At 62.6% G+C, this 23,618-nt stretch carries 21 protein-coding genes and 3 tRNA genes; 12 read left to right on the top strand and 12 right to left on the bottom strand.

Translation table 11 applies throughout. From position 1 onward, the window contains the following. Nucleotides 1-103: 103 nt before the first annotated feature. On the bottom strand, nt 104-808 hold the full coding sequence (locus PPGU16_RS03830) for a DUF4136 domain-containing protein (protein WP_180721776.1): 705 nt from the start codon (nt 806-808) through the stop codon (nt 104-106). 191 nt (nt 809-999) lie between these two features. Between PPGU16_RS03830 and pepN the strand changes: the two genes are divergently transcribed. From pepN to PPGU16_RS03805, 5 genes are all read left to right on the top strand, one after another. Further along, a complete protein-coding gene (gene pepN / locus PPGU16_RS03825) occupies nt 1,000-3,702 on the top strand; it encodes an aminopeptidase N (RefSeq protein WP_180721775.1) in 2,703 nt (900 codons plus the stop codon). A 158-nt stretch (nt 3,703-3,860) separates the two neighbouring features. Continuing rightward, nucleotides 3,861-4,163 carry a type II toxin-antitoxin system RelE/ParE family toxin gene (locus PPGU16_RS03820; protein ID WP_180721774.1) on the top strand — a complete coding sequence of 101 codons (303 nt, stop codon included), beginning with the start codon at nt 3,861-3,863 and terminating at the stop codon, nt 4,161-4,163. Nucleotides 4,164-4,179: 16 nt separating this feature from the next. Continuing rightward, on the top strand, nt 4,180-4,620 hold the full coding sequence (locus tag PPGU16_RS03815) for a HigA family addiction module antitoxin (RefSeq protein WP_180721773.1): 441 nt from the start codon (nt 4,180-4,182) through the stop codon (nt 4,618-4,620). A 115-nt stretch (nt 4,621-4,735) separates the two neighbouring features. Beyond that, a complete protein-coding gene (locus PPGU16_RS03810; RefSeq protein ID WP_035989922.1) occupies nt 4,736-5,752 on the top strand; it encodes a class 1 fructose-bisphosphatase in 1,017 nt (338 codons plus the stop codon). Between the two features lie 82 nt (nt 5,753-5,834). Continuing rightward, nucleotides 5,835-5,910 (top strand) — tRNA-Thr (locus PPGU16_RS03805). An 86-nt stretch (nt 5,911-5,996) separates the two neighbouring features. Here PPGU16_RS03805 and PPGU16_RS03800 read toward each other — a convergent pair. Together PPGU16_RS03800 and PPGU16_RS03795 are read right to left on the bottom strand one after the other, a co-directional pair. After that, the gene (locus PPGU16_RS03800; RefSeq protein WP_180721772.1) at nt 5,997-7,136 is read right to left on the bottom strand and encodes an acyl-CoA dehydrogenase family protein; all 1,140 of its coding nucleotides are present in this window, start codon (nt 7,134-7,136) and stop codon (nt 5,997-5,999) included. Beyond that, on the bottom strand, nt 7,129-8,376 hold the full coding sequence (locus PPGU16_RS03795; RefSeq protein WP_180721771.1) for a CaiB/BaiF CoA transferase family protein: 1,248 nt from the start codon (nt 8,374-8,376) through the stop codon (nt 7,129-7,131). The genes PPGU16_RS03800 and PPGU16_RS03795 overlap by 8 nt, the downstream gene beginning before the upstream one ends. 93 nt (nt 8,377-8,469) lie before the next feature. Between PPGU16_RS03795 and PPGU16_RS03790 the strand changes: the two genes are divergently transcribed. Then, entirely contained in the window at nt 8,470-9,423 is a 954-nt protein-coding gene (locus PPGU16_RS03790) for a LysR family transcriptional regulator (RefSeq protein ID WP_180721770.1), read from the top strand. Nucleotides 9,424-9,427: 4 nt separating this feature from the next. On the opposite strand, the gene PPGU16_RS03785 is transcribed toward PPGU16_RS03790, so the two are convergent. The 4 genes from PPGU16_RS03785 to PPGU16_RS03770 all read right to left on the bottom strand — a co-directional run bounded on the left by PPGU16_RS03785 (nt 9,428) and on the right by PPGU16_RS03770 (nt 14,099). Next, nucleotides 9,428-9,895, bottom strand: coding sequence for a thioredoxin domain-containing protein (locus PPGU16_RS03785; protein WP_180721769.1), 468 nt, complete (start codon nt 9,893-9,895; stop codon nt 9,428-9,430). Next, a complete protein-coding gene (locus PPGU16_RS03780) occupies nt 9,896-11,107 on the bottom strand; it encodes a sialidase family protein (protein WP_434064413.1) in 1,212 nt (403 codons plus the stop codon). A gap of 50 nt (nt 11,108-11,157) precedes the next feature. Next, the gene (locus tag PPGU16_RS03775; RefSeq protein ID WP_180721767.1) at nt 11,158-13,539 is read right to left on the bottom strand and encodes a TonB-dependent receptor; all 2,382 of its coding nucleotides are present in this window, start codon (nt 13,537-13,539) and stop codon (nt 11,158-11,160) included. Between the two features lie 179 nt (nt 13,540-13,718). Next, complete coding sequence (locus tag PPGU16_RS03770; protein ID WP_180721766.1) at nt 13,719-14,099, bottom strand: DUF2946 domain-containing protein; 381 nt, start codon at nt 14,097-14,099, stop codon at nt 13,719-13,721. A gap of 223 nt (nt 14,100-14,322) precedes the next feature. Between PPGU16_RS03770 and PPGU16_RS03765 the strand changes: the two genes are divergently transcribed. Both PPGU16_RS03765 and PPGU16_RS03760 read left to right on the top strand, forming a co-directional pair. After that, nucleotides 14,323-14,472, top strand: a complete 150-nt coding sequence (locus PPGU16_RS03765; protein ID WP_180721765.1) for a hypothetical protein — start codon at nt 14,323-14,325, stop codon at nt 14,470-14,472. A gap of 331 nt (nt 14,473-14,803) precedes the next feature. Beyond that, nucleotides 14,804-15,400: a chorismate mutase gene (locus PPGU16_RS03760; protein ID WP_180721764.1), complete on the top strand. Its 597-nt coding sequence runs from the start codon at nt 14,804-14,806 to the stop codon at nt 15,398-15,400. Here PPGU16_RS03760 and PPGU16_RS03755 read toward each other — a convergent pair. Beyond that, nucleotides 15,397-16,575: an exonuclease domain-containing protein gene (locus PPGU16_RS03755; protein WP_180721763.1), complete on the bottom strand. Its 1,179-nt coding sequence runs from the start codon at nt 16,573-16,575 to the stop codon at nt 15,397-15,399. The two genes, PPGU16_RS03760 and PPGU16_RS03755, sit on opposite strands and share 4 nt — an antisense overlap. Nucleotides 16,576-16,878: 303 nt before the next feature. After that, nucleotides 16,879-17,082 (bottom strand): cold-shock protein, encoded by a 204-nt coding sequence (locus PPGU16_RS03750; protein WP_007578158.1) that lies wholly within the window; start codon nt 17,080-17,082, stop codon nt 16,879-16,881. Between the two features lie 405 nt (nt 17,083-17,487). Here PPGU16_RS03750 and PPGU16_RS03745 point away from each other — a divergent pair, with 405 nt between their 5' ends. Beyond that, complete coding sequence (locus PPGU16_RS03745; RefSeq protein WP_180721762.1) at nt 17,488-17,730, top strand: hypothetical protein; 243 nt, start codon at nt 17,488-17,490, stop codon at nt 17,728-17,730. A 534-nt stretch (nt 17,731-18,264) separates the two neighbouring features. Continuing rightward, nucleotides 18,265-19,428: a porin gene (locus tag PPGU16_RS03740; protein WP_180721761.1), complete on the top strand. Its 1,164-nt coding sequence runs from the start codon at nt 18,265-18,267 to the stop codon at nt 19,426-19,428. A 126-nt stretch (nt 19,429-19,554) separates the two neighbouring features. Here PPGU16_RS03740 and greB read toward each other — a convergent pair whose 3' ends face one another. Then, nucleotides 19,555-20,127, bottom strand: a complete 573-nt coding sequence (gene greB / locus PPGU16_RS03735; protein ID WP_079484472.1) for a transcription elongation factor GreB — start codon at nt 20,125-20,127, stop codon at nt 19,555-19,557. Between the two features lie 120 nt (nt 20,128-20,247). Between greB and PPGU16_RS03730 the strand changes: the two genes are divergently transcribed. Continuing rightward, nucleotides 20,248-20,324, top strand: a tRNA-Arg gene (locus PPGU16_RS03730). Nucleotides 20,325-20,421: 97 nt separating this feature from the next. Next, nucleotides 20,422-20,498, top strand: a tRNA-Arg gene (locus PPGU16_RS03725). A 103-nt stretch (nt 20,499-20,601) separates the two neighbouring features. Here PPGU16_RS03725 and PPGU16_RS03720 read toward each other — a convergent pair. Together PPGU16_RS03720 and PPGU16_RS03715 are read right to left on the bottom strand one after the other, a co-directional pair. Next, nucleotides 20,602-21,093: a phage protein NinX family protein gene (locus PPGU16_RS03720; RefSeq protein ID WP_180721760.1), complete on the bottom strand. Its 492-nt coding sequence runs from the start codon at nt 21,091-21,093 to the stop codon at nt 20,602-20,604. An 85-nt stretch (nt 21,094-21,178) separates the two neighbouring features. Then, nucleotides 21,179-23,560, bottom strand: coding sequence for a RelA/SpoT family protein (locus PPGU16_RS03715; protein WP_180721759.1), 2,382 nt, complete (start codon nt 23,558-23,560; stop codon nt 21,179-21,181). Nucleotides 23,561-23,618 lie beyond the last annotated feature (58 nt).

Below are 23,618 nucleotides of genomic sequence, written 5' to 3'. Positions count from 1 at the left end.
GTCATCCGGCAATCGCTAACGGCAAAAAGCAACGGCCGCATCGCTCACGCGATGCGGCCGTTTTTCGTGGGACACGCGTAATGAACCGTTTCCCGATGCGCGCCTATTGAACCGTCTTGGCAGCCGAGGTCGGCACAGGCGGCGCAGCATTGCCCGCCGCCACTTCGTTCGCGACCCCGCCCGTCCCGTCGACGGGCAGCTTGACAGTGCGCACCACACCGTTGCCCATCGGGAAATCGGACATCGCGCTGCGCGCCAGATACGGCATCGCGGCGATCAGCGAAGATTGCTCGTCCGTGTTGCGCGCCGTCACGTTATAGACTTCCTTGCCCGTCGCGCGATCCGTAATGCGGATGCCGAGCAGATGCGTGTACACGGGATAACTCTGGTTCACGTAGCCGCCCGAATACGGACCCCACGGACCCCAAGGCCCCCACGGGTCGAACGGACGGCCCCAGTAATACGGACCGGGCCATGCGCTGTAGTAATAGACGGGTTGCGCGACCGTCACCGTATCCGAGCGCATGCCATACGCGAGCCCGACCAGATAGTGCGCATCGCGCTCGTCGGTCTGCCGGAACGCATGCGTTGCGAGTTCGTTTGCGACGATCTGTTCGTAGGTGGCCTGCTCGAGACTGTTCTTCTGCTCAGGCGCACGCGAGAACGCGTAAGTGCGCGTCGCGTCGCTGCCGCTCCAGTCGGAAAAGGCCGTCACCTGCGACGTCACATAGGTCGTGCAGCCAGCCAGCATCGTGGCGAACGCCGCAAGCACGAGTGCGGCGCGGCGGGTCAATCGGTCGAGCTTCATGGTCGTCCTCGTTGGTATCGTCGCTCGCGCCTGCCGCGCGAGCGGCCCGATAATACGCTGACCGGACAAGACGGTAAAAAGTTCTATCCGCACGATCGGCCGAGGCTTTGTACAATGGTCCGATCACCCGGCGCACGTCTGTCAGTATGTATATAACGCGCCGGCTTCGAGCTTATTCCCGACACGACACCATGGCCGATACCGAAACGCCTCAAGTGATCCGCCGCGCCGACTACGCGCCGCCCGCTTTTCTCATCGATACCGTCGCGCTCGAGTTCGATCTCGTGCCCGAGCGTACGGTCGTCAGGAATACGATGCGCATCCGCCGTAATCCTGACGCAGTGCGCGCCACGCATCTCGAACTGATGGGCGAGGCACTGCAGTTCGTCGAGGCATCGATCGACGGCAAACCGTATGCCAATGTCCACGCGCACGAGCACGGCCTCACGGTCGACAACGTGCCCGATTCGTTCGAACTGACGCTGACGGGCATCTGCAATGCCGCGGCGAACACGACGCTGTCGGGGCTGTATGTGTCGAGCGGCAACTTCTTCACGCAATGCGAGGCCGAAGGTTTCCGGCGCATCACGTGGTTCCTCGACCGTCCGGACGTGATGGCCACCTACACGGTCACGCTGCGCGCCGACAAGGCCGCCTACCCGGTGCTGCTGTCGAACGGCAACCTGCTCGAACAGGGCGACCTGCCCGACGGCCGCCACTTCGCGCGCTGGGAAGATCCGTTCAGGAAACCGAGCTATCTGTTCGCGCTCGTCGCGGGCAAGCTGGTCGCGCTGGAAGAGCGCGTGAAGTCGGGCTCGGGCAAGGAAAAGCTGCTGCAAGTCTGGGTCGAGCCGCACGATCTCGACAAGACCCGTCACGCAATGGATTCGCTGATCCACTCGATCCGCTGGGACGAAGAGCGTTTTGGCCTGGAGCTCGACCTGGACCGCTTCATGATCGTCGCCGTGAGCGACTTCAACATGGGCGCGATGGAAAACAAGGGCCTCAATATCTTCAACACGAAGTACGTGCTGGCCAATCCCGAAACCGCGACGGACACCGACTTCTCGAACATCGAAGCCGTGGTCGGCCACGAATACTTCCATAACTGGACGGGCAACCGCGTCACCTGCCGCGACTGGTTCCAGTTGAGTCTGAAAGAAGGGCTGACGGTGTTCCGCGATCAGGAGTTTTCCGCGGATATGGCGAGCGGCGGCAGCACGGTCGAGAATCAGGCGGCGCGTGCGACCAAGCGTATCGAAGACGTGCGTGTGCTGCGTCAGATGCAGTTCGCCGAAGATGCCGGTCCGATGGCGCACCCGGTGCGTCCGGAAAGCTACGTCGAGATCAACAACTTCTACACGATGACCGTCTATGAGAAGGGTTCGGAAGTCGTGCGGATGTATCAGACGTTGTTCGGACGCGAAGGCTTCCGGCGCGGCATGGACCTGTACTTCAAGCGCCACGACGGCCAGGCCGTGACGTGCGACGACTTCCGTCACGCGATGGCCGACGCGAATGGCCGCGACCTCGCCCAGTACGAGCGTTGGTATAGCCAGGCGGGCACGCCGCGCATCACCGTCGATACGCACTATGACGCGTCGCAAAAACGCTATACGTTGACGCTCACGCAGGGCTACGGCGATGCCGCGTCGGCGGCGCGCGAAACGCAGAAGGGTCCGCTGCTGATTCCGTTCGCGATCGGCCTGATCGGCGAGGACGGCAACGACATGCCGCTGCGCCTCGAAGGCGAGGCGTCGGCGTCGCCGCAGACCACGCGCGTGCTCGAATTCACAGGGAAAGAACAGAGCTTCACGTTCGTCGATGTCGCCGAAAAACCCCTGCCGTCGCTGCTGCGCAATTTCTCGGCGCCTGTCGTCGTCGAGTACGACTACACGGCGGACGAACTCGCGTTCCTGCTCGCACACGACAGCGATCCGTTCAACCGCTGGGAAGCCGGCCAGCGTCTCGCGACGCGCGAGCTGCTGACGCTCGCCGAGCACGCGGCAACGGGCAACGCGCTGGAACTGGACGATACCGTCGTCGCCGCGTTTGGCCGCGTGCTGAACGACGAGACGCTGTCGCCCGCGTTCCGCGAACTCGCGCTGATGCTGCCGTCGGAAGCGTACCTTGCCGAACAGATGGACGAGTCGAATCCCGCCGCCGTGCACAGCGCGCGGCAGTTCGTGCGCAAGCGTCTCGCGTCGGCGCTCAAGGGCGACTGGCTCGCGGTCTACGAACGGCATCAGACGCCGGGCGCCTACGAACCGACGCCCGAAGCAGGCGGGCATCGCGCGCTGAAGAATCTGGCGCTCGCCTATCTCGCCGAACTCGACGACCCCGCCGACGCCGTGCGCCTCGCAAAAGCGCAGTACGACGCGGCAAACAACATGACGGATCGCGCGGCCGCGCTGTCCGCGTTGCTGACGGCAGCGGCATCGAAGGGCGGCGCAGAGGCCGCCGATGCGCTCGGCGACTTCTATCGACGTTTCGAGAACGAGCCGCTCGTGATCGACAAATGGTTCGCGCTGCAGGCAATGCAACGCGGCACGAAAGCGCGGCCCGTGATCGAGATCGTGCGCAAGCTGATGGCGCATCCCGCGTTCACGCTGAAGAACCCGAACCGCGCCCGCTCGCTGATCTTCAGCTTCTGCTCGGCTAACCCGGCGCAGTTCCACGCGGCAGACGGCTCGGGCTATGCGTTCTGGGCCGAACAGGTGATCGCGCTCGACGCGCTGAATCCGCAGGTCGCGGCACGCCTCGCCCGCGCGCTGGAACTGTGGCGGCGCTTCACGCCGGCGCTGCGCGACCAGATGCGCGCGGCGCTGGAAAAAGTCGCCGCGCAGGCGAAATCGCGCGACGTGCGCGAAATCGTCGAGAAGGCCTTGGCCTGATTCTCAACGGTTCTGCGGTATGCAAAAAGCCGGCACATGTGCCGGCTTTTTTTCGTCTGTTTCGTTGCGTGCGATTTTGCCTATGCCACCCCGCCGACTGGTTGCGCGTCGGCGCCGCGGGCACACTGAACGTGTTCATCTGATGGTTTACGTTTAACATGACACGTTATACACTTCCCGTGATCTCTACTTTTCATGACAAAGAAACCGCAGCCGTTTTCAACGGCGTGTTCGTGCGGTCGCTGCCGCGCGAAGTGCAGTTCGTTGCGCGCCGCAAGCACCTGTTGATCGATGCCGCAGAGTGCGTCGAGGACATGTTCGTGCCGCCCGGCAACCGGCTCGAATTGCTGCAAGGCGCGCGCAGCGGGCAATGGAGCATCCGTATCGACGCGCAGTGGCGCATCTGTTTCCAGTACATCGACGGCGACGCGCTCAATGTCGAGATCGTCGACTATCACTGAATCACGGGAAAGCATCATGGTTATCAAACGCTCTGCACTCGACAACCTCGACTTCTCCGACGTTTCGACCGGCGAGCGCATGCCCGAAGAAACGCCCGGCGATATCCTGCGCACGGAGTTTCTCGAACCGCTCGGCATGTCGGCCCACGCGCTGTCCATCGCGCTGCGCGTGCCCGCGCCGCGCATCAATGACATCGTGCGCGGCAAACGGGCCATTTCGTCGGAAACCGCCTTGCGTCTGTCGTGCTTTTTCAACAATAGTCCGCTCTTCTGGCTCAATCTTCAGATCGCCTACGACCTGCGTGTCGCCATTGCGGAATCGGGCGAGCAGATCAAGCGCGAGATCGAGCCGCTGCCGCCGTCGCGCCGGCCGAAGCATCCGCAGTTGTCGCGCGAGCAGCTGAAAGCTGCAGACGACGCAGCGGCCGCGACGCGCAGGGTCGCAGCCTCGCGTTGACGCATTTATTCGGCCAGTCATGCACGACCTGCGGGCATCGATTTTTTAAAGTCACGGAACCCGCACATCGAAAGGTTAAAATCAGGGAATTCCCAAGCCTCTCCGGAGTACTGCAATGTCTTTGCAACGTCGTACCACCCTTACGAAGTACCTGATCGAGCAGCAGCGCGAGAACAACAATCTGCCTGCCGATCTGCGCCTGCTGATCGAAGTCGTTGCGCGCGCGTGCAAGGCCATCAGCTATCACGTCAGCAAGGGCGCGCTCGGCGATGCGCTGGGCACGGCCGGCAGCGAAAACGTGCAGGGCGAAGTGCAGAAGAAACTCGACATCCTGTCGAACGAAATCCTGCTCGAAGCCAACGAATGGGGCGGCAACCTGGCTGGCATGGCATCGGAAGAGATGGAACAGTTCTTCCCGATTCCCGCGAACTATCCGAAGGGCGAATACCTGCTTGTGTTCGATCCGCTCGACGGCTCGTCGAACATCGACGTCAACGTGTCGATCGGCACGATCTTCTCGGTGCTGCGCTGCCCCGACGGCCAGCAACCGACTGAACAGTCGTTCCTGCAAAAAGGCACGCAGCAGGTCGCAGCGGGCTACGCAGTGTACGGCCCGCAGACCGTGCTGGTGCTGACCACGGGCAACGGCGTCAACTGCTTCACGCTCGACCGCGAACTGGGCTCGTGGGTGCTCACGCAAAGCGATATGCGCATTCCCGTCGAGACGCGCGAATACGCAATCAACGCGTCGAACCAGCGCCACTGGCTCGAGCCCGTGCAGCAGTACATCGGCGAACTGAACGCAGGCAAGGACGGTCCGCGTCAGTCGGACTTCAACATGCGCTGGATCGCATCGATGGTCGCCGACGTCCACCGTATCCTGAACCGTGGCGGCATCTTCATGTATCCCGCCGACAAGCGCGATCCGTCGAAGCCCGGCAAGCTGCGCCTGATGTACGAAGCGAACCCGATGGCGTTCATCGTCGAGCAGGCTGGCGGCGCGGCGACTAATGGCGAGAAGCGCATTCTCGACATTCAGCCGAAGAGCCTGCATGAGCGCGTCGCGGTGTTCCTCGGTTCGAAGAATGAGGTCGATCGCGTGACCCGCTACCATCTCGAAAAGAAAAGTTGAGAAAAGCACTTGCGTGCCGATACAGAGCACTCTATAATCTTGCTTCTTCGTTGCTGACGAACTAAACGAAAGCAACAAAGGCGCCGGAATAGCTCAGACGGTAGAGCAGCGCATTCGTAATGCGAAGGTCGGGGGTTCGATTCCTCTTTCCGGCACCAGCAGATTCAAAAAAGCCCAGTCCTCGCGACTGGGCTTTTTGCTTTTCTCTACCGCTCACCTGTGTCCTGCGTAATCGAAGAAGGGTTCATCCCAACACCGACCGCGCGATCACCGTTCGCTGAATCTCCGACGACCCTTCGTAAATACGCAAGATCCGCGCATCGCGGACATACCGCTCCAGTGGCATCTCACGCGTGAAGCCGTAGCCGCCGTGCATCTGCAATGCTGCATCGGTGACGAATGCAACCATCTCCGATGCATGGAGCTTCGCCATCGACGCATCCAGCGTGAACGGCTCTCCAGCCGCCCGCTTCGCGGCTGCCTGCAAAGTCAGCAGCCATGCAGCTTCGAGCCGCGTCTTCATGTCGGCGATCGTCCATTGCAGACCTTGCCGGTTCGACAGCGGCTCGCCGCCAACCCGCCGCTCTTTCAGCCAGCCGATCGCCGACGACAACGCCACTTCCGCAATCCCGATGGCCGTTGCGGCCACATCGAGCCGGCTGTTGTCGAGCACTTTCATCGCCGTGCGAAAGCCGCTGCCTTCCGCGCCGAGCCGGTTCACAGCGGGGACGAAGCAGTCGAACGCCACTTCGTGCGCCGGCGCGCCGCGAATGCCCATCAGCTTTTCAGCCGGCGCGACATCGACGCCCGGCATATGCCGGTCGACCACGAAAGCGCTGATTCCGCGCGTGCCCGCTTCCGGATCGGTCTTCGCATACACGACGATGAACCCGGCCGCATCGGCGTTCGAGATGAAGTGCTTGACGCCCGTGATCCGGTAGCCGTCACCTTCGCGCGTGGCTCGCGTCGCCATGTCGGCGGGATTGGAGCCCGCGCGCGGCTCGGTCAGCGCGAAGGCGCCGAGCTTGTTACCGCTGGCTGCATCGGGCAGATAGCGATCGCGTAACGCATCGTCGCCGCCGATCAGAATCGAATCGGTCGCGAGGTAGTGCGCGCCGATCATCGATGAAGTCGACGCGCATGCCTTCGCGATCTCCACCAGCGACAGCACGATCGCCACCGGCGACGCCTCCACCCCGCCCCACCGCTCCGGCAGATTCATGCCCATCACGCCGAGTTCGGCGAGTTGCGCGACATAGCGCGTCGTCGGAAGCTCGTCGCGATCGACTTGCGCGGCGTGCGGTGCGAGCTCGCTTTGTGCGAAACGCGAGATCGCATCGGCGATCTCTATGTCACTGTCTTCGACGCCAAGGCGCTTATGCATGATTTCGCTCCTCGTTGCTGACTTCACCCTCGCGAGTTGAAGGCACGCCGAACGCGCCGCGCTCGCGCAACGACGCGATGTCGTCCACGTCATAGCCGAGTTGCTGCAACAGCGCGTCGGCGTGTTCGCCAAGCGCTGGCGCAGGCGATACGCAATTGGCGCCGTACGCGGAAAACTTCACCGGCTGAGACGGCACACGCTTTGTATGTCCGTCGTCTCGCCGCACCTCGGTAAGCAACCCACGATACGCAGCGTGATCGCTTTCGAGCGCCTCCTGAAGATTGCGAATCGGCGCGACGGGAATGCCCGCTACGCCTAACATGCGATTGACCTCTTCAATGGTCAGCGCCGACGACCACGCCTCGATCGTCGCGCGCAGATCGGCTTCGTGAAGGCAGCGCGATGCGTCGCCGGCGAAGCGCGGATCGTCGGCCAGATGAGGCGCGCCGATCGCACGCGCGAAAGCCGCGAAGAGCTTGTTGTTGAGCACTGCGACGACATAGAAGCCGTCGGCGGCACGATACGCGCCAAACGGCGCCGACGACGGATGCCGGTTGCCCACACGGCGCGGCGCGATTCCCGTCGCGGCGTAGCGCGCGACGAGCGTCGCGCTCAGCCCGAGCGTCGCATCGAACATCGACACGTCGACATGCGTACCCTTGCCGTTCTTCTCGCGGCCGAGCAACGCCGCGAGCACGCCCCACGACGCGAACAGCCCGCTGACGACATCCGACACCGACTCGCCGATCATCGTCGGTGGCCCATCGGGCGAACCCGTCGCGTCCATCAGGCCGCACATGGCCTGCAAAATGATGTCGTAGGCAGGGCGATGCGATTCGGGACCCGTCTGCCCGAAGCCCGACACGCTCGCATACACGAGCGCCGGGTTGGCCGCGCTCAAATCCGAGTAGCCGATGCCCAGCCGGTCCGCGACGCCCGGCCGGAAATTCTCGACGACGACATCGGCATCCGCGCACAACGCGCGCGCCAGTTCACGTCCCGCTTCCGTTTTCAGATCGAGCACGATGCTGCGCTTGTTGCGGTTCATCGCGCCGAACAGACCACTCTCGCCGTCCGCCGCAAATGGGCCGACACCGCGATAGTCGTCGCCCGAAGGCGGCTCGATCTTGATCACATCGGCGCCCAGATCGCCGAGCAGCGCGGCGCAATACGGGCCGGCCAGCACGCGTGAGAAGTCGATCACGCGCAGGCCTTCGAGCGGCAGATTCGGACGTTGCATCGAACGCTCCTTTCAGCATAGATGCAACGATTCTCGGCCGCCCAGCCTATCAAGTAAAATATGGAATCAAACTAGCACCTATAGGATTTTCTGATGCGTGTCTCGTTGCGGCTTCTGCGTTATTTCACTGCGGCGGCCGAGACGGGCAGCACCACGGCGGCCGCAAAACTGCTGAACGTATCGCAGCCGTCCATTTCCGTGGCGATCCGTGAACTCGAAGCGCTGTTCGACGACACACTGTTCACCCGCGAATCAGGCGCAAAGATGACATTGACGCGCTTCGGCGTGCGCAAGCTGGCGGAGGCGCATCAACTGCTGAACGCCGCCGCGTCGTTCGAGGCCGACGACAGCGGCGACGCGGCAGCGGGCGAAGTGCAGCTAGGCGTATTCAGCACGATCGCGCCGGTTTATCTGCCCGAATTGCTGCGCATCGCGCGCGCCCGTTTCCCGAGTCTGTCGATACGCTTCATCGAAGGCGACCTGATGCAGCTCGAAGATGCGTTGCGCAGCAGCCGTATCGAACTTGCGCTGATGTACGACGTCGGCTTGCCCGCCGATATCGAACGCGAATGTCTCGCGGAACTTCGTCCCTACGCGCTCGTGCCAGCAGAATCGAAGCTCGCGAGGAAAGCAGGCAAGCTGTCGCTGCACGACCTCGCAAAAGAGCCACTGATCCTGATCGATCTGCCACACAGCCGCGAGTTTCTGATGGCGCCGTTCTGGCAATGCGGGCTCGCGCCCGAAGTGCGTTATCGGGCGACGTCGCTGGCGCTCGTGCGCGGGATGGTGGCGAACGGGCTCGGCGTGTCGCTGCTGATTACGCAGGGCGATCAGGCCGCAACGTCGGGCGCGATCGAGCGGCCCATTCGCGAAGAAACGATTCGACAGCCGCTCGTGATTGCGCGGCCCGCGCGCGCGTCGCGCACGAAAGCATCGGAACTCGTCGCGCAATGCATGCGCGACGCGGTCGACGCCGCGCTGGCAAAACGCGCGGGACAAACGCACAAGGCGGCGAGCAAGCGCCGCCGCACGACGCCACTCACATAGCGCGCTAGCGATGCCACGCATCGAGCGTAGCCGGCTGTAGCAGCCCGCTCGACGCCTGCCGCGCGCCATGCGCGTCGATCAACAGCGTGCGCGGCATCTCGCCATGCCAGTGGGGATCGAGTGCACGGCGCAGCTTCTCGGGAATCGCCTCGGCATTCGCATAGAGCGCGGTTTGCGGCGGCAGCGGCAGCGTCGCGAGCACTTGCGACAGCACCGCCGCGTTGTCGTCGATGGGATCCATCGCGATCATCGTCAGGCGCACGTCGCGATGCTTCTTCTGCCATTCGACGATGCGCGCCGTGTTCTCGCGGCAATAGCTGCAGTCCAAAGACCAGATTTCGACGATCTGCGCCTTGCCTTGCGAAGCGGCGAGCACCGCTTCGACATCGGGCGCGCGCAGCGGCTTGAGATCGACGGCCCATGCGTTGAAGGCGGTAACCCACGCCGCCAGCACCACGAAGATTCGCTTCATTTACTGTGCCTCCTCGACGGGCACGAGCATGTAGCCGTCGTTCTGCGTACGCCACGACAGATAGACGCGGCCGGCGTCGTCGAGCAGTTGCGGGTTGTCGCTGCCGCCCGCCGTCTGCGCGAGCGTGCGCGGCGCGCTCCAGTGCGCGCCTTCGTCGTCGGAGCGGCGCAGCATCAGGCGCATCGTGTCGCCGTCGAAATCCTTCCACGCGAGCCACAACGTCTTGCCTCGGGAAATCATCGCAGCGTGCGACGCCTGCTCATCCGGCTTGCCGGTGTCGCCGAACGCCCACGGCTCGCCGATCGGTTTCCCGTCGGCGGAAAGGCGCGAATAGTAGACATCGGCGCGTCCGTTGACGACGCTGAACCACGCCATGTGGCGCACGCCGTCCGGCGTGATCGCGAGTGCCGGGCCGTGCTCGGGGCACGCTTCCATATGCCAGCCGGAGAACGTCGCGCGGATCGGCACGACGGGCCGCTGCGCGTCGACGGGCAGCACGGCGAGCGCGTGGTCGCGGATCTGGCCTTCGAACACGTTGCGCCACATGGCCTGCACGCGGCCTTCGCTGTCGAGCGCGAGCGCGATGCGGCAGCACTCGCACGTATGGTCGGCGACCTTGCGCTCGGGCTGGAACGTCTGCCCGCCATCCGTCGATACCGCGAAGTAGACGGCCGCACCGTCGTACGGCTTGCCTGCCTTTTTCGCCAGCGTCAGATCGCGCTTGTCGATCCACGTGACGAAGATGCGCCCTTGCCCGTCGACGATCAGCGAATCGAAGCGATGCGTGATCGGCTGCCGGTCGCCGTGCACGGTGGCGGGCACGCTCCACGTCGCGCCGCCGTCCGTCGAGCGCGAGAAGCGGACCATGCCCGTGTACGGCGCGTCGAGCGGCATCGACCACGTCACGTAGATCGTCTTCGCGTCGGGACTCGCGGCGATCTTCGGGCGATTCTCGGCACTCGTGTAGATCGGCTCCGGCATCGCATTGACCGTGACGGGCGGCGACATCGTGCGGCCCCGATCGTCCGAATGCGCGACCACGACGTGCTGACCCTCGACCCACGCCACCCACAGCCGATGTTTCGCATCGAACGCGGCGCCTGTCGCGAGCGGCGTTTTCGCGGGTTTCGCGGCGGCGCTCACGTTCATGCCCGCCATGTCCATCTGCATGCCATGCGCGGCATGCGGATCGCCCGATGCGTCATGCGCCATCAGCGGCTGCGTCAACGAGAAGCCGACGGCCCACACGGCCGCCCATTTTCTTAAAGCATCCATTTGAGTTCTCCGTAGAACGTGCGGCCCGGATACGGGTGAAAGACGTAGTAGCGGCGGTCCGTCAGGTTGTCGATGCCAACCGACGCGAGCCAGTGCTTGCCGACCTGATAGCGCGCCTTCAGGTCGATCACGAAGAACGAACTGGTGCCGCCGTAGACGTCGGGATTGATGTCGCTGTTGTCGAGCGTGTTGTACTGGCGGCCCGAGTAGCGCAGTCCCACGCTGCCCTGCCACTGCTGGGTGAAGTGATAGTTCGCGAGCAGGTTGGCCCGCACCACGGGAATGCGCGGAAAGCGCTTGCCGACATACGACGGATTCGCCGCGTCGGCGAGAATCTTCGAGTGGGTCGCCGTCACATTCGCGTCGAGGTCGAGCCCGCTCAGTAGCACGTTTTGTCCGGAGAAAGCGAGTTCGACCCCGCGCACACGCACCCGGTCGACGTTCGAGATGTTCGTGACGGTCGTCGAACCGCTGACAGTCGTCTGGCTGTAGATCGAGTCGCGCAGGTCGCTCTGGAACACGCTCGCTCGCACCACGCCTACGCCGACGTCGCGTTCCGCCGTGAAGTCCCAGTCGATCGCCTTTTCCGGTTTCAGCCCCGGATTGTTGTTGACGATCGCGTTGTTCGAGATCGTCCCCTGGAACAGTTCGGCGACGCTCGGAAAGCGCGTGCCCGTCGCGAACGACAGACGGAACAGCCAGTCTTGCGTCGCCTGCCACTGCACCGACGCTTTCGGCGACAGCGCGTTCGCGCTGCGATCCGCGTAGCCAAGGGTCGACGAACCGTTGCCGAGCGCGCCGTCGTACGCATCCCAGCGCTCGTAGCGCAGACCGAGCGTCGCGAGCCAGCCGGGCGCGAAACGCCACGCGTCCTGGCCGTACAGCCCTTGCGTGCGCGTGTCGCCGCGATAGGTGCTGGCGAGCGTCGACGGCGAGCCGTTCAGCCAGTCGGGCGTGTTGTACGTCTCGTTGCGCAGGAAGTAGTTGTCGAAGTGATAGCCGACCGTCAGCGCATGGCCCGCGTACGACGGCGATTCCGCTTTCAGGTCGAAGGTGCGCCAGCCCGTGCCGTCGCCATAGAAGATCGTGCCCGGGCCACCGCCGTATGCGGCGGGCGGCGCGGTCGTCGACGAACGCAGCGTGTCGCGCGATACGTCGTACGCGGACACGATGCCCGACAGCTTCCAGCCCGGATCGAGCCGTCCGTTCAGGCCGAACGCGTAGAGCCAGTTCTCCTGATCGCCGTTGGCGGGCGAGAACGCCGTCGGCGAGATCGTGTAGTTCTTCCCACCGATCGCCACATTGCCCGCATAGACGGGATTGCCCGCGGCGTCCGTCAGGAACGTATCCGAACGATCCTTATAGTGGTTTTCCCAGTGGCCGAGCGTGAGCGTCGCATCGACGTGATCGGTGAGCGCGTAGCCCATGCGCACGCTCTCGTTGATCTGCTCGGTGCGCTCCATCGTCTGCGCGCCCACGATGACGCGCGGCTGGCCGTTCGGACCGATGTCCGAGGCCGCGCCCGTCACCGCGACGGGCGCGCCGAGCCTGGCGTTGTACGTGCTGCCGGGACTCGCGTACTGCATCGGCTGACTGTTGTTCTCGAGACGGTCGAGCGTCAGCGAATACCAGAAGCGGCCGACGCGGTCGGCGATATGCGCCGTCTCGTGATTGCCGCCGAAGTTCTTCGAGAAACCGTAGGCGTCGTCGTAATGCTGGTTGAAAAGCTGCGTATCCAGCGACGCTTCGAGCTTCTCCGGCTTGCGCGTCGTGATCTGCACGGTCGAGCCGATCGAGTTGCCCGGATACAGCGCCGAGAACGGGCCATACAGCACTTCGACCTGCGCGATGTCGTCGGGCGCGATCAGCGACCAGCGCGGCGGATACGCGTAGCTCGAGCCCAGCAGGTTCGACAGCAGCAGCCCGTCGGCATAGACGAGGCCGCGCGCGCTCTGCAGTTCGTTGAAGTCACGGCCGGCGAACACCGAGTTGCGGTCGCCCGTGAAGCGCTTGCGCACCATCACGTTCGGCGCGTACTTGAGCGCGTCTTCCGTGTTGACGATGTTGCGTGCGTCGATCTGCTCGCGCGTGACGGTCTCGACGACGCCGGGCGTATCGGGAGCGAATGCCGGCGCGGCGCGCGCGGCTGTCACGCTGACGGCCTGCAATGTCGTGCCGGGTTCCGTCAACGAATTCGCGGAGTTGTTCGTTACAGAAGGATGGGAGACCGAAGTATCGGACGCGGAGCGGTCGATGACGGCACGATCGGTCGTACTATCGTCGGCCCATGCGGGTTGGACGGCGAACACTGCCGCGCACGCAAACGAAAGGGGCGTGCGTGCGGACAGCGCAGCGGAAACGATGCGCATATGAATCCTGTGGACGTGATCGAAGGCGCCATGCCGAGCCGGATGTCGAAGCACTGCGCCGCGAGAAGAACGCGGGCGAACAGAGCACTCGGGACAACGAGGCGCGCATGGCGGCCCGCCGCCCGCTACGTCATGACGACGTCAGACGCGGGCAAGCGGACTGGCTGAGACAGCTGGCTTCAGATCGACGGGACAGGTGGTGCGCGAGGCTGTGCGACGCGTACGCTGCGGCGCACAAAGACGGCCTCCGGCTCGATGGCTTGCGCGTAAGCAAGCGTGCGGACAGAAGGCGCAACGAACGGAACGCTGCCGCCAAGCGCGAAGTTGGCGGCAAAGCCCGGGCAGTAGACACAGTGGGGAACGACGAGGTGCGTCTTCGACGTGTCGTCGTGCGAACCATCGAGGTCGATGACGACGTTCTGCGCACTGCCTGCGTGACAGAGCTCGACGGACAGCGGGCCTTGAGCGCCCGGAGCACGCGCATAGCCGATGACAGGCGACAGTACATTGAGTACCAGCGCCAGCCATACGAGACTGATCCAGCGTGTCGAACGTGTCATCGCTACTTGAAAAAGTGAGCGCGCAGTATAGCAAGCAGCCGCGGGACAGTCTTTAGACGTACTGCAATACAGACAATCGTGAAATTTTAAACAAGGCGCTTCAATCCCTGGGAGCGTGTGCCGTTAAAGCAACAAAGAACGCGCCAAAACATCGGCTGCATGCGGCAGCACTGGTGTGCCACGCGCGCTGAGGGACATAATGAATTCGTAAAGGAGAACCATCATGGATAGCAGACCGCCAAAGATTCCGACCCCCGACAAGGTGTTCAGCCCGGATCCGGAACCTGCAGGCGTTGAGTTTCTGGTCGCCGAACTGCCCGAGCATGTTCGCGCGTTCTTTGACGAACAACGCAAGATGTGCGAGCCGAAGTAACTGTCGACTTGCGCACTGCAGCATCGAAAATTGCGCAGCGGATGCATGCGCATCGTGCCGATGCCCAACTACGCGGCTCATTGATTGAGGCGCGGTGTCGGCGCGCGCCGATGTTCCGGCCTGGCTCGACGCTGATTTCGTTCTGCTGAGCGCCACTTAACGACGCGTCATTGTGTCGCGGGTGCTCGCGCCTGAACGCTCGCTTCTCTTCGTCTTCGCTTCTTCGCTATGTCTGCGCTGGTTGCGCATGCGTGGCGCATCTTCCCGCGCTTCGTCTATTCTTCTGTCTTTTCCTTTATCTCTTATGCGGCCACGTGCTGCATCAAGCTCAATGACCCGTCCGCATCTCATCGGCGCGCTTGGCGCGATCCTGTTCGCTTCCGCCCTCGCCTTCACGCCGGTGTCCGCCCGCGCCGACGGCGACGACACCGCGCTGACGAATCTGATTGCACTCGTGTCGCAGCGCCTGTCGCTTGCCGAGCCTGTCGCGCGCTACAAGTGGGCGCATCAACAGCCGATCACCGATACCCCGCGTGAGCAGGCCTTGCTCGCCGACGTCGAAAAGCGTGCAGCGCGCGCGGGTGTGGACCCGGCGTTCGCGCACGAGTTCTTCCAGGATCAGATCGATGCGAGCAAGGAAGTGCAGAACGCACTCTTCGACACGTGGCGGGCAGGCCGCCCGCCCGAAGGCCCGGCGCCGGACCTCGCGACGAGTCTCAGGCCGCAGCTGGACAAGCTGACGCAGTCGCTGATCAGCGCGCTCGCGCGCGTCCAGACGCTGCGTGCGCAGGACGATTGCCCGACGCGCGTCGCGCGAGGCATCGACAACTGGAAGTCGCTCACCCGCTACGACAACACCCGCAACGCAGCGCTGACACACGCGCTTGGGCACGTGTGCGAATCGGGCGGCGTCGGAGCGACGGGTTAGGCTGCGTCGACGGGAGCCGCTGCGGGGATGGCGCTTGCAGCGGGCTCCGTGGGCTGGCGGCTGAGCGGCAGCACACTCAGGCCGCGCGCGAGATGCGACTGCAAAACGCGCCACGTCGACAACTCGAACGCGCCGGGCACGCTTGCCGCGAGCAGGGTCGCGGCCTCGGCCAGCGAAGGTGCGTGTCCAAGATAGTGCCATCGATCCACGACGTGGAAAGCGCGCGAGCCCTCAACAGTGTCACGTTCCTCGAACGCGATCGCGCCGTCGTAAGGCCAGGGCGCGTCGACGGGATCGGCGCGGCTCATCCGAGGCACGCGGTTATGCGGCGGGCGGAGTGCCGCGATCATCTGCGCTTCGGCAAGTAGCGCGCCGATCTCCCCGCCCGTGCCGCGCCACTCGACGCGGCGTACCTGCTGCGCCAGCTTCAACTCTTTCGACGAACGGCGCTCTCCCGTCAGATGCGTGCGCAGACGCTGGCGCACACGCACGCTTCTGCCGACGTACAACGGCGCGTCGTTCTCGCCATAGAACGCGTAGACGCCGCAGCCGGCGGGCGCGGTATCGAGCAGATCTTCCGTGATATCGCCCGCGAGCCGGAACCGGCGCATGGTCTTGTCGATTTGCGCACGCAGAACCTCGACAGGGACGAGACCGTGCAGCCGCTGCCAGAACTGCCAGAGCAGATCGGCGTCGGCGAGCGCGCGGTGCCGGTCCGACGGAACCAGCGCATGCCGTTCCACCAGCGCGTCGAGGCCGTGGCGCTTTTCTGCGGGAAACAGCGCGCGCGACAGGCGCACGGTGCACAACATATCGGGATTGAACGCGAAGCCCACGCGCTGGAACTCGCTGCGCAAAAATCCGCGGTCGAAGTTCGCGTTATGCGCAATGAACAGCTTGCCGTCGAGCCGCGCAAAAAGATCGGCGGCGATCGACTCGAAGGTCGGCGCGCCACGCACCATGGCGTCGGTGATGCCCGTCAACTGCTGGATGAAAGGCGGAATGGGCTGACCAGGGTCGACGAGCGTGGTCCATGTGGACGCGCCATCCGGCCCCAGCTCGACGACACCGATTTCCGTGATCCGGTGTTGGCCGACGGAACCACCCGTCGTTTCCAGGTCGACAAACACGATCGGCACATCGAGGGCCGGTTCAGACAGAAGCAGTTCGGACATGAGAGAAAACTGTGCAATACATAACTTTGCACAAGTATGCCCTATCGGCGGCGGGCGCTGCGCGGGCAATCGCGAGCAGCGGCAAACGACGCACCATTGTCGACGAGGTCGACGGGAATATGTTTATTCGAATGATTGACCATAAATAAATCATCAATCAGGGATTACACGAATATGACATATTGATGTGCATTCGAAAACTGTCGGACGTTTTCTAACTGCGTGGATTAACTCCGGATTGCAGGCAATAAAAAACCCTCGCGAACGAGGGTTTATCCTAAGAGCCAGCGGCTCAGCCGTGTATTACAGCGGCTGGATGTTCGCAGCCTGCTTGCCCTTGGGCCCAGCCTTCACTTCGAACGACACGCGCTGGTTCTCCTTCAGCGACTTGAAGCCGTCCGCGCGGATTTCCGAGAAGTGCGCGAAGAGGTCCTCGCCGCCCGCGTCGGACGTGATGAAGCCGAAGCCCTTAGCATCGTTGAACCATTTGACGATACCAGTTTCCATGTTCCACTTTTCCTCAATTTGATAAGACAGGCAATGCCATTAATGCCGATTACGATTCACGACTCCGCAAACCGAAAATATATGCGCGACGCACAATCAGGTTTCGCCATCGAAAATCCAGCAAAGCATTTATAAGGGGAAGCGGATATGGGCGTCAAGCGGTTTCAAATCGAAAGCGCGATGCACGTCAAATGCGCTGTTAAAGCGAACATAAAGTCAGCAATTATTCAGCTGATTCATAACTGGAACCGGTCTGAATTGCCGAACCGGTATCTCTGACGAAAAGATGAAGAAAACTTTACCGCAGTGTAACAAAACGTGTCATTCGTAAGTGTTTTCACGACTTGTTAAGGTGAACTGTCAAACGGAAGATTTGAGTCAGCAGTTTGCAATCGGAGAAATGCCATGCTGTTCGATACCGTTCGCCGCATCGCCGCACAACTGTTCGACTCCACGAAGGGCGAACCGCTCTCTGAAACCACCTCGCAACGCCCGTCCCTGCTGGAGTTCGACCCGATGTGGCACGGCGATCACTGGCAGAACCTGCTGTCTTCCCCAATGGACGCACGTCATTACGTGATCGAAGATTGGACCCTGACGCCGGGACTCGAATTCGCCCCCGTCGGCCCGGATGGAAAGCATCAATGAGTTAGCGCGGTAACAGGAGCAAAAAGGGCAAAAAAAAGCGCGACTCTTGTGAAGTCGCGCCGACAAAGGTTTGGAGATCTTTTTCGTCAACGAAAAAGTCTGCTTCGAAAAGCAGAGATTTCAGTATAGCTTCGGTTGTCAATTTGATTAGCGTCGACTCTCGCAATCAACTATTGCAGAGCTGACAACAATCGCTATTCAGCTATTTTTGCGTTGTTTTCGCACGTCATTTCATGTCGTAATTGAACAACGCGCAAAGGTTGACACCTGGTGCTGGCACGCACCAATCGGCCGCAAAGCCTTTATCAATAAGGCTTTCAGGCTCCATCTCGATAATTTCCTATCCCGTAATACTTTATTGCTGATTTCGGAACGGCCATCGGGCGGGTCACGTCTCTACACTTTGCCTACCCGGAAACGAACGCACGTCGGTCACCGTGCGTTGTTCACGCGACTTTGCCTCTCGCAGCACTCGCGTGAAGTTTCCTTCAAGCCTGGGTTTCCAAAACCCATCCTGTTCTCGGAGTTACAAAGATGAAAAAGACTCTCATGGTCGCGGCCCTTTCGGGCGTTTTCGCAACCGCTGCGCACGCTCAAAGCAGCGTCACGCTGTACGGCCTGATCGACGCCGGCATCACCTACACGAACAACCAGGCAACGGCTCCCGGCCAAGGTCACAGCAACGTCCAGATGACGAGCGGCTCGGTGAACGGCAGCCGTTTCGGCCTGCGTGGCGCTGAAGACCTCGGCGGCGGCCTGAAGGCTATCTTCACGTTGGAAAACGGCTTCGGCATCAATGACGGCACGCTCAAGCAGCAAAGCCGTCTGTTCGGCCGTCAGGCATTCGTTGGTCTGGCAAGCGACCAGTTCGGCGCGGTGACCCTCGGCCGTCAATATGACAGCATGGTCGACTACGTCGGTCCGCTGTCGCTGACGGGCACGCAATACGGCGGCACGCAGTTCGCCCACCCGTTCGACAACGACAACCTGAACAACTCGTTCCGCGTCAACAACTCGGTCAAGTACCAGAGCGCGAACTACGCGGGCTTCAAGTTCGGCGCGTTGTACGGCTTCTCGAACCAGGCTGACGGCTTCTCGAACAACCGTGCGTACAGCGCCGGCGCGTCGTACAGCTTCGCAGGCTTCAACCTCGCTGCTGCTTACCTGCAACTGAACAGCAACGGCGCGACGGGTGCAGCTGCTGCGTTCAACAGCGGCGGTGCAATCAACGGCGACAACACGTTCTTCGCAGGCCGCCAGCAGACGTGGGGCGCAGGCGGCAACTACACGTTCGGCCCGGCAACGGTCGGCCTCGTGTACTCGCAGACGAACCTGTCGAAGATGGCTGGCATCAACCAGGGCGCATCGGGCAACCAGGGCCTGCAAAACCGTTTCGGCGGCGACAGCGGTCACTTCCAGAACTACGAAGCGAACGCACGCTACGCTCTGACGCCGGCAATCAGCATCGCTGGTTCGTACACGTACACGAAGGCAAGCCTGGGTGGCGAGCACCCGCACTGGAACCAGTTCAACCTGCAAACGGCTTACGCGCTGTCGAAGCGTACGGACGTCTACCTGCAGGGCGAATACCAGCAAGTCAGCGACAACTCGATCGTCAACGCCAACATCAATGGCCTGAACGCTTCGGCGAACGAGAAGCAAGTTGCTGTGACGGCTGGTCTGCGTCACCGCTTCTAAGCATCAGCAGTACTCGCAGCATGAAAAAGGCGCCGCTTGCGGCGCCTTTTTTTCGTCTCGGCTGAGGCGTTCTCTGGAACGTCGCGCCTGCCGCGCGCGCTGACGAGCGCCCAGACGGGCGCCGGCCTAAGCCTCCTCTTCCTCACGCGTCGGATAGGCCACGTCCAGCACGTCGATCGGCTGCGGCCCGGCAGGCGTATGCAACGTCACCTGATCGCCGACCTTTGCTTTCAGCAGCGCACGCGCGATGGGCGAAATCCAGCTGACATGCCCCTCGTCCAGATTCACCTCGTCGATGCCCACGATCCTCACGGTATGCGTCTCGCCGTCTTCCGTCGCGTATTCGACGGTCGCGCCGAAAAACACCTGGTCCGTGTTCTCCTGGCGGCTGCTGTTCACGACTTCGGCGAGATCGATGCGCTTGGTGAGAAAGCGGATACGCCGGTCGATTTCGCGCAGCCTCCGCTTGCCGTAGATGTAATCGCCGTTTTCCGAGCGGTCGCCGTTCGACGCCGCCCACGACACCAGTTTCACCACTTCCGGCCGCGCCTCGTCGATCAGGTGCAGCAACTCGTCGCGCAACCGCCGATAGCCGGCGGGCGTGATGTAGTTCTTCGCGCCCGCGGGCATGTCGGGTTGCGCGGCTTCGAGATCGTCGTCGTTCTCGTCAGTTGATTCTTTGACAAAGGCTTTATTCATGGTGGTTCAGCATTGAAGCGGACATCCGGATCTCCAGCCTACATGATACGGCTACTGTCACAAATTTCCCGGGCGCCCCTTCCCTTTTTCCGAGACCTTGCTATAATCCCATTTCTGCGTGCGGCTGTAGCTCAGTTGGATAGAGTACTTGGCTACGAACCAAGGGGTCGTGGGTTCGAATCCTGCCAGCCGCGCCACTTTTTTACGAGGGCCTTCCTCCGGGAAGGCCCTTTCGTTTCACCGAGGTGTACGCAAAGCGGTATGTGCGTCGCCCGAGCGGTTCAAGTTTAGCGTGCGGCTGTAGCTCAGTTGGATAGAGTACTTGGCTACGAACCAAGGGGTCGTGGGTTCGAATCCTGCCAGCCGCGCCACCCATGAAGGGCCTTCCAATCGGAAGGCCCTTTGTCTTTTCCCTTCCCGCTTTTCTCTCGCATGCTCGGCGGCTTCCCTGCCAACCACGAACAGCCAGTCGATTCAGCGCGGCGCCGACTTGATATCGCCGATCTCGCCGTCCGGTTTCGGCAGTTCGTTCTCGACGCCCAGCGGCGCCGTCTGCTCGCCGATCGGTGTCGCCCGTGTGCCGAAGAGCGACTGAGGCTGCCGCAGCACGTCGTCGACGGTATCGCCGAACTGGCTGCTTACGAACGCCCTCAGAAGCGCAATACGCAGCGATTCGCCATGCGCGGACACCGTCCGATGCCCGCCCTCGAAGTCCGCGACGCAATGTGCTGCGCCGTCGCGCGTGCGTTCCCGCACTTCGAGCCGCTGCGCGCGCTCGAGCACGACGGCTGCAGCCTCCCATGATGTCGACGGCGTGAAGCGCCCATCCCACGGACGGCCGCGATCGTTGCCGCGTACCGAGACCACGCGTCCGCTGTCAGTAAAGTAGATTTCGCGCACGAAGTCGTGCAGGCTGCGCGCGACCCAGTAGTCGAGCGCCAGATCGGAGAGATCAGCTACGTTCATCGCGTTGTTCCTGTGGACAGGCAAAGGCGGAGCGTCATCCTGCAAAACCCCGTGCAAGCGACGCGCCCGCCTCCCAACTTCGATTTCAGTAATCGGCGCGCTCGCGATCGATCCGCATGCCGCCGTCGTGATGACGATGCCCTTCTTCGCTCGGCCGCTCGCGCGCGATGCGCATCACGTCGAGGTTGGTCCGCACGCGGCGCATCACGTTGGCCAGATGCACGCGGTCGCTGACCTGGATGACGAAGCGCAGCACCGTCGATTCCTGCGACTGGTCTTCGTCCATCGCAATGTGGACGATGTTGGCGTCGGCGGACGTGATATCCGCCGCGACACGCGCGAACACGCCCTTGGTGTTCTTGACCAGCACCTTGATCGCGACATCGAACAGGCGGCCCGGCTGCGGCGCCCAAGCGACATCGATCCAGCGGCCCGGATCACGCCGGTGAATGCGCTGCGCGACGCGGCAATCCGTGGTGTGAATCGCCATGCCGAGGCCGATGCCGATATAGCCCATGATGTCGTCGCCGGGAATCGGGCGGCAGCACGCCGACAACTGCACCGACATGCCTTCAGTACCCGTGATGACCACGGGCGGCGCAGTCGACGTGCCATGCTCGCGCGGATGATCGTCGTCGCCTTCATGGCCTTCGCGGCCGTTCATCAGCACTTCGATGCGCTTGGCCATCACGGCAGCCACGCGTCGCCCCAGACCGATATCCGCGAAGATTTCCTGGCGGTTCTTGTTGCCCGTCCATAGCACGAGCTTGTCCCACACTTCCGGCGTGACATCCGAGAGCGCGAGCCCATAGCCCTTGAGCGACTGATCGACGAGACGTTCGCCGAGCTGCACCGACTCGTTCAGGCGCATCGTCTTCAGATAGTGGCGGATCGCGGTGCGTGCCTTGCCGGTGCGCACGAAGCCGAGCCACGCGGGGTTCGGCTTCGAATACGGCGCCGTGATCACTTCGACGATATCGCCGCTCTTCAATTCCGTGCGCAGCGGCAGCAGTTCATTGTTGATCTTCACGGCGACACACTGGTTGCCCAGGTCGCTGTGGATCGAATACGCGAAGTCGAGCGCGGTGGCGCCGCGCGGCAGCGCCATAATCTTCGACTTCGGCGTAAACACGTAGACGGCATCCGGGAACAGGTCGATCTTCACGTGTTCGAGGAATTCGCTCGAATCGCCGACTTCGCTCTGAATGTCGAGCAACGACTTGAGCCACTGATGCGCGCGCTTCTGCACGTCGTTCAGGTCCGCACCACCGTTCTTGTACAGCCAGTGCGCAGCGACGCCCGCTTCCGCGATCTCGTGCATCTTGCGCGTGCGCACCTGGAATTCGATGGGCGCGCCGAACGGGCCGACCAGCGTGGTGTGCAGCGACTGATAGCCGTTGACCTTCGGAATCGCGATGTAGTCCTTGAACTTGCCCGGCACCGGCTTGTAGAGCGCATGCAGCGCCCCGAGGCACGTATAGCATTCGAGCGGATTCTCGACGACCACGCGGAAGCCATACACGTCGAGCACCTGCGAGAACGACAACTGCTTGTCGCGCATCTTCTTGTAGATGCTGAAGATGGTTTTCTCGCGGCCCGTCACTTCGGCGTCAAGCTTCGCGTCCGAGATCGCCCGCTGCACGGACTCGAGAATCTTGCCGACCACCTCGCGACGATTGCCGCGCGCGGCCTTCACCGCTTTCTCGAGCGTCGCGTAACGATGCGGATTGAAGTTCGCGAAGCTCAGGTCCTGCAACTCGCGATACGTATTGTTCAGGCCGAGCCGGTGCGCGATCGGCGCATAAATATCCAGCGTTTCGCGTGCGACGCGACGGCGCTTTTCCGGCGGCACGGCACCGAGCGTGCGCATGTTGTGCAGCCGGTCCGCGAGCTTCACGAGGATCACGCGCACGTCGCGCGCCATCGCGAGCAGCATCTTGCGGAAGTTCTCCGCCTGCGCTTCCTCGCGGCTGCGAAACTCCATCTTGTCCAGCTTCGACAACCCGTCGACCAGTTCCGCCACCTTCGGGCCGAACCGCTCCGCGAGTTCGGTCTTGGTCACGCCCTGGTCTTCCATCACGTCGTGCAGCAGCGCCGCCATGATCGACTGCGCGTCGAGCTTCCAGGCCGCGCACGTTTCCGCGACGGCAACAGGATGCGTGATGTAGGGTTCGCCGCTTTGACGGTATTGCCCGAGGTGGGCTTCGTCGCTGAAGTGGAAGGCCGCCTTGACCTCTTTGATCTCTTCCGGGCTCAGGTAGTCCGAAAGCGCAGTGGTCAGCTTGGCAATGGAGACGACATCATGCCGGCGCGGCTGCTCCGGCGTGGCGGTCGGTCCGAACAGATGGCGAAACGATTGTTCGAGGACCGCGTCGATGTACTTGCGTGCAGACGATGGCGAGTCGCTATCGTGTTCGTGGGCAGCGTGGTCCACTTCCGTAGCGGATGGCGAGGGGTTGGTGCTCATGGTCGCCTCCGTGTCGATAGTGCCGTCTGCACGCGTTGGGTTGAGTTACATGACGTCA

The sequence above is a fragment of the Paraburkholderia largidicola genome, from assembly GCF_013426895.1.
GTDB classification, from domain to species: Bacteria; Pseudomonadota; Gammaproteobacteria; order Burkholderiales; family Burkholderiaceae; genus Paraburkholderia; species Paraburkholderia largidicola.
This window is presented reverse-complemented; position numbering and strand designations above follow the sequence as displayed.